We start from the raw sequence: 10,520 nt of genomic DNA, 5'->3' as shown, positions 1-10,520 counted from the left end.
CCACGGGCGCGCCGGTTTGGCGGTAAAGCAGCAAAGGCTCGTCGCCCGCCTGCGCCGCCGTGCTCTGCTCGTTCAACACATAAGTGCCGCCGCCTTCGCGCCCGTAGCCGCGGCTGACAATGCCCGCCCGTATCCCGCGCGCCGTCAGCCCGTTTACCAGCGCCGCCGCAACCGGCGTTTTCCCCACCCCGCCCGCGTGGATATTGCCCACCACCACCACCGGCACGGGCAGTTTTTCGCTTTTCAGACGGCCTGCCAAAAAATCCCGCCGCCGCTTGGCCGCAATCTTCCCAAACAGCCAAGAAAACGGCTTGAGCAGCAAAGACAGCAGCGGATACGGGTGCTGCCAGTGGCGTTCAACAATCTGATGGAGCTTGGGCATGGCTGATTTCACAATGAAATAAAGGAAAACGGTATTGTAGGGAAAGTCGGGCTGTCTGAACACTTCGACAGTGAGCGGAAGCAACCGAACCACATCCGACAAACAGATTTTCATGACAGCAAAGCCGCATAAAACCCGACTAGGGTTAACAAAAAATATATCTTGTTTGCTTTATGAATAACAAACATAAAACAACTTAACATGACTATGTTTTTGCCACGATGTCCTAAACCCCGACATACAGCAAATTTAGAAAAAGAATTCTTATTTTCTATTATGAAATTATCAAATTAATTTATGATTTTGCAGTAAAAGAAATTTAAACCGCCTTTTCTGAAACCTAACCTGAAAAAGGGGAACGAAGTTAGAAAACTGCTGCCTTATATGAAAACGCCGCATACGGTTCGGCAAATTATTTACCAGATTAAAAAATCTGATAATTTTTTCTGAAAAATATGTGCAGAAGTATGCGCAAAAAATTAACCAGACAGTTATACAGTTATGAAACCATTGAGCTTGAAAGAGTCGGAAAAAGTAGCGGGCGGCGAAGCATGGATACCCGCACAACTTGGTTTTTATCCGCACAGGATGTATAGCATCGGCCGGCTGGAAGAGCACGATTGAAGAATTTGGACGAAAGATACACAGCTGTTTCTTTTGTTCAGATATGGAGAAAGTAAAAAATTTCTTTCTTCATTATTTTTGAGTCTGAACAATCAGACGTAACTTGAACTTTTAATCTTAAGGAGATTATGATGCAAACTTTGACTATGAATGATTTTGGTCGTGAATTAACTATGGAAGAATTAGATTTGATTGCTGGCGGTATCGATTGGGGCATCACGGCTGCTGGTGCTCTTGGTGGAGCTGCTGGTGCTGCTAAATGGGGAGCCCCATTAGGTCCATGGGGCATAGCAGGTGCTGCTGCCTTAGGTGGCCTTGCCGGTGGTGCATTAGGGGCGGCAGCTACTTGGAATGATTAATTTTTAGATTAATTTTTACTTGATTAACAATGTAATTTATTATAAAAGGAATTGACATGAATGTATTAGAACTTAAAGATATTGAACAAGTGACTGGCGGCTGGAGTTGGAAAGGTGCCGTTTTTGGTGGAGGTGCAGGTTTAGGTGGCGGTGGTGCTTTCGGAGGCCCTGTCGGTGCTGGTATAGGACTTGTGGTTGGAGGTGTCGCTGGAGGTTTACTTGGCGAGCGTTGGACAGATAACTAACGGGAACCCCAGAGGAGCCTCTCGAACATGGTAGAAATATTAAAAATATTTTCACCTTAAAAACCAACTGAGGAAAATGTGAAATATTGCTTTCATTTTCCTCAGTTATATCAAAAATTAGGTTGTATCATTGGAGACTACTATGAGTAAAAAAGAAAAAATGTTCAAACCCATTGAAAAGATGACGTTTGTTATAATATCAATAGCATTGTTTCTCATGTATTATTTTGGGTCAGAGTACAGTCTCTTAAACTCAGTACTTCTCAGTGCAGGTTCCATATTAATATGTCTTGCTATCAGAATATCTGTATTTAATATAGCCAAAAAACGCTTGAAGAATAAATAAATTTTCTATTAAAACTTCTTTAAATAATTTAGGAGTAGTCAATGAATAAAAAACAAACAAGCAGCATCAACATGAGATTACTTATATTAACATATTTAATCTTATTTCTAATACTATTCTCAGTAAGCTATTTCTTCTCTGGCCGCGGCTTGACAAACTCACTTCTACTGAGTTTGTTTATTATGACTTTAAGTTTTGTCATGATTTTCACAGGGGATAAATTGATTAAAAAATAGCACGCATCAATCGTAGTTGAAACATTCAGACGGTCTTTTCGATTATAATCACCACCGTTTTTGGTTTCAGGCCGTCTGAACACTTTGACAGCTGGCGGGAGCAACCGAACCGCATCCGACAAACGGATTTTCAGACAACCTGACAATGTATTGACAGCAAAGCAGCATAAAATCTGACCGGGATTAACAAAAACACACCTTTTCTTAGCTTATCAAGCAATAACCATAAAATAATTTAACATGACTATGTTTTTACCACGACATTCTAAACCCTGACATACAGTAAATTTAGAAAAAGAGTTCTTATTCTATGAAAAAGGGTTCTTATTCTATTATGAAATTATCAAATTATTTTATGATTTTGCAGTAAAAGAAATTTAAACCGCCTTTACTGAAACCTAACTCAAAAAGGGGGAACGAAGTTAGAAAACTGCTGCCTTACATAAAAACGCCGCATACAGTTCGGCAAATTATTTACCAGATTAAAAAATCTGATAATTTTTTTGAAAAATATGCGCAAAAAAATCAGCTAAACGTTTATTAGTTATGAAACCATTGAGCTTGAAAGAATTGGAAAAAGTAGCGGGCGCGAAGCATGGATACCTGCACAACTCGGTTTTTATCCACGCCGGACATACAGCATCGGCCGGCTTAAAGAGCACAATTGAAGAATTTGGGCGAAAGATACGCAGCTATTGAAGATGTGTAGTTGTTTCTTTTGCCGAGATATGGAGAAAGTAAAAATTTCTTTCTTCATTGTTTTTGAGTCTTAACAATCAGGAGTAATTTAAACTTTTAATCTTAAGGAGATTATGATGCAAGAACTGAATCAACATGAATTGGAAAATGTAGCAGGTGGAGCAGCTATAGCTGCAGCTGCAATAGGTGTTCTCGGTGCTATTTTCGTTGCAGCAATAAATCATGGCCGTGAAGACGCAAAATCATAACCGGATTTCATTAACCGAATTTTGAAAAATTGAAAGGAAAATTTGAATGGATATTCAAGTTGCCGGAAATATGGTAAATATGCACGAATTAAAACCCCACGATTTGGAACAAATTGCCGGCGGAGGTTACAATCCAAATGTATGGTGGGGTCTTGCATTTGGAACTCCTGGTGTGGTTTATATTGCAGGTTATCACCTTGGCTATGTAACTAACCGCTAATTAAAGCTTAATTAAGGTGCATCATTGATGCACCTTAATCCTTATGAGTAAGCAAACATCGATCGTATTAGAGAGACACAAGTGTAATGCGACGTAACTTCGTTGAAACACTCAGACGGCAGTTGAAGTTTTCAACGGCCGTCTAAAATTATGGTTTTCGTGTTGCACAACCTAGAGGCTAATACGGCCTACGCTTGTTACATTGGGCATTTTTGCAAAACAGCTTAATTGGTAAAACAGCAGGCCGTCTGAAACGTTCAGACGGCCTTTTCGATTATAATCACCACCGTTTTTTTGTTTCAGGCTGTCTGAAAAACCATGACCGAACTGTTCCGCACCGAGCCGCTTTCCGTTTCAGCGCTCAATTCGCTTGCCAAAACCCTGCTCGACGACCACCTTTCCGGCTTTTGGGTGGCGGGCGAAGTGTCCAACCTCACCCGTGCCGCCAGCGGGCACTATTATTTTTTGCTCAAAGACAGCCGCGCGCAGGTGCGCTGCGCCATGTTCAAAGGCACGGCGCAGCGTTTGGCGAAACCTTTGAAAGAAGGCGACCATATCGAAGTGGCGGGCAAAATCAGTATTTACGAGGCGCGGGGCGAATTTCAGATTACCGTGAACGAGGTGCGGCTCAAAGGTTTGGGGCAGCTTTATGAAGCCTACGAGCGTCTGAAGGCACAGTTGCAGGCGGAAGGCGCGTTTGCGGCGGAACGCAAAAAACCTTTGCCTGCCCGACCGCAATGTATCGGCATTGTTACCAGTCTGGCGGCGGCGGCATTGCGCGATGTTGTAACCACCTTGAAACGCCGTGCGCCCGAAATTCCCGTCATCGTTTATCCGACCGCCCTTCAAGGCGCGGGCAGCGAATTTCAGATTGCCCAGGCGATTAAAACCGCCTCGCAACACGCCGAATGCGATGTGTTGATTGTCTGTCGTGGCGGCGGCAGCATTGAAGACTTGTGGGCGTTTAACGAAGAACCGGTTGTGCGCGCCATCGAAGCCTGCGAGATTCCGGTCGTCAGCGGCGTGGGACACGAAACCGATTTCACGCTTGCCGATTTCGTCGCCGACGTGCGCGCGCCCACGCCGACCGGCGCGGCTGAACTGGTCAGCCCCAACCGCCAAGAATCGCTGCACCGCCTCGCCCAAGCCAAAGGTCGTCTGAAAACCGTTTTGGAACAACGCTATTTCGATGCCAGCCAAAAGCTCGACTGGCTCGCGCGGCAAATCCGCCACCCGCGCCAAAAACTCGACGAACAGCGCACCTACATCCAAAAACTGGCGCAAACCCTGTCCTACTCGATGACGCAAAACGTCCGCGCCCATACCGCCCGTTTCGAACGCCAAACCCAAGCCCTGCAACATTACCGCCCCGATATTTCCGTTTACCGGCAAGACATCGACCGCTTTCAGACGACCTTGTCGCACACCTTCCGCCAACTGCTCGCCCAGCGCCGCCAAAGCCTGACCGCCCAAACCGCCCTGCTCGAAGCCGTCTCGCCGCAGCAGATTCTGGAGCGCGGCTTCTCCGTCGTCAAAAACACACGCGGACAAGTCATCCGCAACGCCGACGCGTTGAAGCAAGGGCAGAAACTGCACATCACTTTTGCCGAAGGCGAAACCGACGTGCGCGTGACCAAAGAGCAGGCGCAGCGGGAATTGTTTGATTAATCGTCGGCTTGACTGACGAAGGTCGTCTGAAAACAGGGTCGATTAAAATAAAAACTGCTCTTACCGTCATCTTCACGCAGGCGTGAATCCGGAGATTTGGGATAATGGCGTTCCGAATCCTTCCGAAAACCAAAAATCTGGATGAATAACGGTTCCGGTGCTTTTTCTTTGACTCCGCTCTTCAAATATTCGCTTTGATAAAATTTGATCTGTTTTTTTCAGACGACCCGTCTCTCACGAGTCCATTTTTCCGATATGGCACGAATGCCGAGTCCGCAGGCCAATCATGATCCTCGCGGGCAAAGCTCATGCTACACGCTGTTGTTTGGTTGTTCGGATTTGATATAGTGGATTAAATTTAAATCAGGACAAGGCGACGAAGCCGCAGACAGTACAGATAGTACGGCAAGGCGAGGCAACGCCGTACTGGTTTAAAGTTAATCCACTATAAAAATACGGCAATTTACGGCTGATTGTTCCTGTTTTTAGAAAAACAACAAAACCCATATTTCGGTAAAAAGTCGTCTGAAAAATGAACAAACCAAGCGGTATTCACACATTTTCAGACGACCTCCTGCACATTCAGGAATCATTTTCATCTCAATACGGTATAATCTCTCTATCTGCCTTGTACTGCATCATCAAACGATTATGGACGATACGCACAACCAACCGCCAATCCCGCCGCGAAATTCGCTGCGCCGCAACAGTATTTACCTGCTGCCCAACTCTTTCACCATTGCCGCGTTGTTCTGCGCCTTTCTCGCCATCACCCAATCCATGCACGGGCGTTATGAGACGGCGGCGATCGCAGTATTCCTCTCCATGCTGCTCGACGGCATGGACGGTCGCGTGGCGCGGCTGACCAACAGCCAAAGCGCGTTCGGCGAACAGCTAGACAGCCTTGCCGATATGGTGAGCTTCGGCGTTGCGCCCGCCTTGATTATTTACAAATGGCAGCTCTGGCAGTTTGGCAAAATCGGTTATTCGGCCGCATTTATCTACTGCGCCTGCGCCGCCCTGCGTCTCGCCCTCTTCAACACACTCATCGGCAAAGTCGATAAACGCTGGTTCATCGGCGTGCCCAGTCCGACCGCCGCAGCGTTGATTGTCGGCCTGATTTGGGTCAACCACAGCATCGAACGCTTCCCCGGCGTACATTGGTGGGCTTTGGGCATCACGCTTTTCGCCGGCATTTCCATGATTGTCCAAATCCCGTTTTGGAGCTTTAAAGAAATCAATATCCGCCGCCAAGTTCCGTTTATGGGCATGGTACTTACCGTGTTGGTTTTGCTGCTCATCAACTGGAAACCTTCGCTTGTACTTTTCCTGTTTTTCCTGGGTTACAGCCTCTCCGGCTACATCATGGCGGCCTGGCGCTGGTTGAAAAAACACCGTAAAACCAAAAAGGTCGTCTGAAAAATGTGGACTTGGGACATCATTTTCTCCCTGCTCGCCGTCGGAAGCGCGGCCGGCTTTATTGCAGGATTGTTCGGCGTAGGCGGAGGCACATTGATTGTCCCCGTCGTCTTGTGGACGTTGCAACTGCAAGGCATCAGCAGCCACCCCTACGCCCAACATCTCGCCATCGGCACATCCTTCGCCGTTATGGTGTTCACCACCTTCTCCAGCATGTACGCCCAGCATAAAAAAAGCGGCATCGACTGGCAGACCGTCCGCTGTATGACCCCCTCCATGATATTCGGCGTACTGGTCGGCGCGGTCACCGCCAAATACATGCCTACCCGCGCCCTGCAAATCTTCTTTATCGCATTCCTAACCCTTATCGCCCTCAAAACCCTGGCCGACTCAAAACCCAAAGCCTCGCGCCACCTGCCCGCCCTACCCGGCTTGAGCGCGGTCGGCACATTGTTCGGCGCAGCCTCGAGCTGGGTCGGCATCGGCGGCGGCTCGCTGTCCGTCCCCTTCCTGATGTATTGCAACTTCCCCGCCCACCGCGCCATCGGCACATCATCCGGCCTCGCCTGGCCGATTGCGCTCGCCGGCACAATCGGTTATCTCGTTACCGGCTGGAACGTTCCCGACCTGCCCCGCGGCTCCGGCGGCTTCCTCTATTTGCCCGCCGTCGCCATCCTGAGCATCGCCACCATGATTTGCGCTCCGCTCGGCGTCAAAATGGCGCACAAACTCCCCGCCCGCCGGCTCAAAATCTCCTTCGGCATCATGCTGCTGCTGATTGCCATAAAAATGGCTTGGAACCTTATCCGTTGAATTTTCCCAAACGCTGCCATCATTAAAAAGTAGTCTGAAAACGGGCATGGCAGGTTACGCCGAAACCATCCACATTTTTTCAGACGACCTTTCACCTTAGCCCTGTTTCAACACCCCAAATTCTTTTAAAATACCGCCTGATTTGAATTTAACCGAAAGACCGAACTTCATGAACCTACATCAAACCGTCGAACGCGAAGCCGCCGCCGCCTTTGCCGCCGCAGGCATCACCGACAGCCCCGTTGTCTTGCAGCCGACCAAAACCGCCGAACACGGCGATTTCCAAATCAACGGCGTGATGGGTGCGGCGAAAAAAGCCAAACAAAATCCGCGCGACTTGGCGCAAAAGGTCGCCGAAGCATTGGCGGACAATGCCGTGATTGAAAGCGCGGAAGTCGCCGGTCCCGGTTTTATCAACCTGCGCCTGCGCCCCGAATTTCTCGCCCAAAACATTCAGACGGCTTTGAACGACGCGCGTTTTGGCATAGCGAAAACCGACAAACCGCAAACCGTCGTTATCGACTACTCTTCGCCCAATCTGGCGAAGGAAATGCACGTCGGCCACCTGCGTTCCAGCATCATCGGCGACAGCATTTCGCGCGTATTGGAATTTATGGGCAACACCGTCATCCGCCAAAACCACGTCGGCGACTGGGGTACGCAGTTCGGTATGTTGGTCGCTTATTTGGTCGAGCAGCAAAAAGACAATGCCGCGTTCGAGCTGGCGGATTTGGAGCAGTTTTACCGCGCCGCCAAAGTGCGCTTTGACGAAGATGGCGCCTTTGCCGACACCGCGCGCGAATACGTTGTGAAACTGCAAGGCGGCGATGAAACCGTGTTGGCGTTGTGGAAACAGTTTGTCGATATTTCGCTCTCGCACGCCCAAGCCGTTTATGACACACTGGGCTTGAAACTGCGCCCTGAAGACGTGGCGGGCGAATCGAAATACAACGACGATTTGCAACCCGTGGTCGACGATTTGGTTCAAAAAGGTCTGGCGGTTGAAGACGACTGCGCGAAAGTCGTGTTCTTGGACGAGTTCAAAAACAAAGAAGGCGAACCCGCCGCATTTATCGTGCAAAAACAAGGCGGCGGCTTCCTCTACGCCTCTACCGATTTGGCGTGTCTGCGCTACCGCATAGGTCGTCTGAAAGCCGACCGCCTGCTGTACGTCGTCGACCACCGCCAAGCCCTGCACTTCGAACAACTTTTCACCACTTCCCGCAAAGCAGGCTATCTGCCTGAGGATGCAAAAGCCGAGTTTATCGGCTTCGGCACCATGATGGGCAAAGACGGCAAACCGTTCAAAACGCGCAGTGGCGATACTGTAAAACTGGTTGACCTACTGACCGAAGCCGTCGAGCGCGCCACTGCTTTGGTGAAAGAGAAAAATCCCGAATTGGGCGCGGATGAAGCGGCGAAAATCGGCAAAACCGTCGGCATCGGCGCTGTCAAATACGCCGATTTGAGCAAAAACCGCACCAGCGATTATGTGTTCGACTGGGACGCCATGCTCTCGTTTGAAGGCAACACCGCCCCCTATCTGCAATACGCCTACACCCGCGTGCAAAGCGTGTTCCGCAAAGCCGGCGAATGGGACGCGACCGCGCCAACCGTTTTAACCGAACCGCTGGAAAAACAGCTTGCCGCCGAGCTGCTGAAATTCGAAGACGTGCTGCAAAGCGTGGCGGACACGGCGTATCCGCACTACCTCGCCGCCTACCTCTACCAAACCGCCACCCTGTTCAGCCGCTTCTACGAAGCCTGCCCGATTCTGAAATCAGAAGGCGCAACCCGCAACAGCCGCCTGCAACTGGCAAAACTCACCGGCGACACGCTGAAACAAGGCTTGGATTTGCTGGGCATTGATGTGTTGGATGTGATGTAGGCATTTTCCATAAGCAAAGGTCGTCTGAAAACGGATTTTCAGACGACCTTTGTCTATGTAATGAATAATGGTGATTCTATAGTGGATTAAATTTAAATCAGGACAAGGCGACGAAGCCGCAGACAGTACAGATAGTACGGAACCGATTCACTTGGTGCTTCGCACCTTAGAGAATCGTTCTCTTTGAGCTAAGGCGAGGCAACGCCGTACTGGTTTAAAGTTAATCCACTATAAAAAATAGGATACCCCGCTGCCGCCATCTCCATCTATGTGTGGACAGCCGCGGTTAACCGTTTGCTATTTCGGCATTACGTTGAGATTAATCCCCCAGCGCCGCCACCATCACCGCTTTAATCGTATGCATCCGGTTTTCCGCTTGGTCGAACACGATGCTGGCGGGGCTTTCGAATACTTCTTCCGTTACTTCCACGCCGTTTAAGCCGAAGGTTTCGTAAATCCATTCGCCAACTTTGGTTTCGCGGTTGTGGAAGGCGGGCAGGCAGTGCATGAATTTGACCTGCGGGTTGCCCGATGCCTCCATCAGTTCGGGAGTAACGCGGTAATCTTTCAATAAATCAATGCGTTCTTGCCATGCCTCTTTCGGCTCGCCCATGCTGACCCACACGTCGGTATGGATAAAATCGACGCCTTTGACGGCTTCTTCCGCGTTTTCGGTGAGCAAAATCTTTCCGCCGGTTTCTTCGGCAACGGCGCGTGCGCGGGCGACGATGTTTTCAGACGGCCACAAGGTTTTCGGTGCGCCGATACGCACGTCCATGCCGAGCTTTGCGCCCAACACCAGCAGCGAATTCGCCATGTTGTAACGCGCGTCGCCGACGTAGGCAAACGCGGTTTGGTTCAAAGGTTTGCCGCTGTGTTCGCGCATGGTCAGCGCGTCGGCGAGCATTTGGGTCGGGTGGAACTCGTTGGTCAGACCGTTGAACACGGGCACGCCGGCGTATTTCGCCAATTCTTCGACCACTTCCTGCCCGAAGCCGCGATATTCGATGCCGTCGTACATCCTGCCCAACACGCGGGCAGTGTCTTTGATGCTTTCCTTATGCCCGATTTGGCTGGCGGATGGCTCCAGATAAGTCACCCCCGCCCCTTGGTCGCGCGCGGCGACTTCAAACGCGCAGCGTGTGCGGGTCGATGTTTTTTCAAAAATCAGGGCGATGTTCTTCCCCTTCATCCTCTGCACTTCGCGCCCTGCCTTTTTGGCGGCTTTCAACTCGGCGGCAAGGTCGAGGTAGGCAGTGATTTCTGCGGGCGTGAAGTCCAAAAGTTTCAGGAAATGGCGGTTTTTCAGGTTCATATTCGTATTTCTCCTTTCCGGCAGGTCGGGCATTGATGAGCAATCTGCCGCTGCTCTA

General features: G+C 49.8%; 11 protein-coding genes and 1 pseudogene. 10 read left to right on the top strand and 2 right to left on the bottom strand.

Features of this window, described 5'->3' with window-relative positions; genetic code table 11:
- Positions 1 to 382: tetraacyldisaccharide 4'-kinase (locus NSCA4_RS12685; RefSeq protein WP_036537983.1), on the bottom strand; the 382-nt coding region annotated here is incomplete at its 3' end.
- A 501-nt stretch (positions 383 to 883) separates the two neighbouring features.
- Here NSCA4_RS12685 and NSCA4_RS15960 point away from each other — a divergent pair.
- From NSCA4_RS15960 to NSCA4_RS15955, 10 genes and pseudogenes are all read left to right on the top strand, one after another.
- Positions 884 to 1,006 (top strand): hypothetical protein, encoded by a 123-nt coding sequence (locus NSCA4_RS15960; RefSeq protein WP_255265264.1) that lies wholly within the window; start codon positions 884 to 886, stop codon positions 1,004 to 1,006.
- 131 nt (positions 1,007 to 1,137) lie between these two features.
- A complete protein-coding gene (locus NSCA4_RS0102815) occupies positions 1,138 to 1,365 on the top strand; it encodes a Blp family class II bacteriocin (RefSeq protein ID WP_016686727.1) in 228 nt (75 codons plus the stop codon).
- A gap of 56 nt (positions 1,366 to 1,421) precedes the next feature.
- Positions 1,422 to 1,610, top strand: a complete 189-nt coding sequence (locus NSCA4_RS12680) for a hypothetical protein (RefSeq protein WP_016686726.1) — start codon at positions 1,422 to 1,424, stop codon at positions 1,608 to 1,610.
- A gap of 1,397 nt (positions 1,611 to 3,007) precedes the next feature.
- On the top strand, positions 3,008 to 3,139 hold the full coding sequence (locus NSCA4_RS13595; protein WP_016686722.1) for a class IIb bacteriocin, lactobin A/cerein 7B family: 132 nt from the start codon (positions 3,008 to 3,010) through the stop codon (positions 3,137 to 3,139).
- A 46-nt stretch (positions 3,140 to 3,185) separates the two neighbouring features.
- Entirely contained in the window at positions 3,186 to 3,359 is a 174-nt protein-coding gene (locus NSCA4_RS15430; protein WP_016686721.1) for a hypothetical protein, read from the top strand.
- Positions 3,360 to 3,677: 318 nt separating this feature from the next.
- A complete protein-coding gene (xseA, locus tag NSCA4_RS0102780) occupies positions 3,678 to 5,027 on the top strand; it encodes an exodeoxyribonuclease VII large subunit (RefSeq protein ID WP_016686720.1) in 1,350 nt (449 codons plus the stop codon).
- 651 nt (positions 5,028 to 5,678) lie between these two features.
- A complete protein-coding gene (gene pssA / locus NSCA4_RS0102775; protein ID WP_016686719.1) occupies positions 5,679 to 6,446 on the top strand; it encodes a CDP-diacylglycerol--serine O-phosphatidyltransferase in 768 nt (255 codons plus the stop codon).
- A gap of 3 nt (positions 6,447 to 6,449) precedes the next feature.
- A complete protein-coding gene (locus NSCA4_RS0102770) occupies positions 6,450 to 7,259 on the top strand; it encodes a sulfite exporter TauE/SafE family protein (RefSeq protein WP_016686718.1) in 810 nt (269 codons plus the stop codon).
- 169 nt (positions 7,260 to 7,428) lie between these two features.
- Positions 7,429 to 9,147, top strand: coding sequence for an arginine--tRNA ligase (argS, locus tag NSCA4_RS0102765; RefSeq protein WP_016686717.1), 1,719 nt, complete (start codon positions 7,429 to 7,431; stop codon positions 9,145 to 9,147).
- A gap of 77 nt (positions 9,148 to 9,224) precedes the next feature.
- Positions 9,225 to 9,287, top strand: a pseudogene (locus NSCA4_RS15955) (transposase); the annotation flags it as partial.
- A 179-nt stretch (positions 9,288 to 9,466) separates the two neighbouring features.
- Here NSCA4_RS15955 and NSCA4_RS0102760 read toward each other — a convergent pair.
- Positions 9,467 to 10,462: an ornithine carbamoyltransferase gene (locus tag NSCA4_RS0102760; protein ID WP_016686716.1), complete on the bottom strand. Its 996-nt coding sequence runs from the start codon at positions 10,460 to 10,462 to the stop codon at positions 9,467 to 9,469.
- Positions 10,463 to 10,520: the final 58 nt, after the last annotated feature.

It is taken from the genome of Neisseria sicca 4320 (assembly GCF_000193735.1).
In the GTDB taxonomy this organism is placed as follows: Bacteria; Pseudomonadota; Gammaproteobacteria; order Burkholderiales; family Neisseriaceae; genus Neisseria; species Neisseria sicca_E.
The sequence above is the reverse complement of the archived record's forward strand: the minus strand, read 5'-3'. Positions and strand labels throughout refer to the sequence as shown.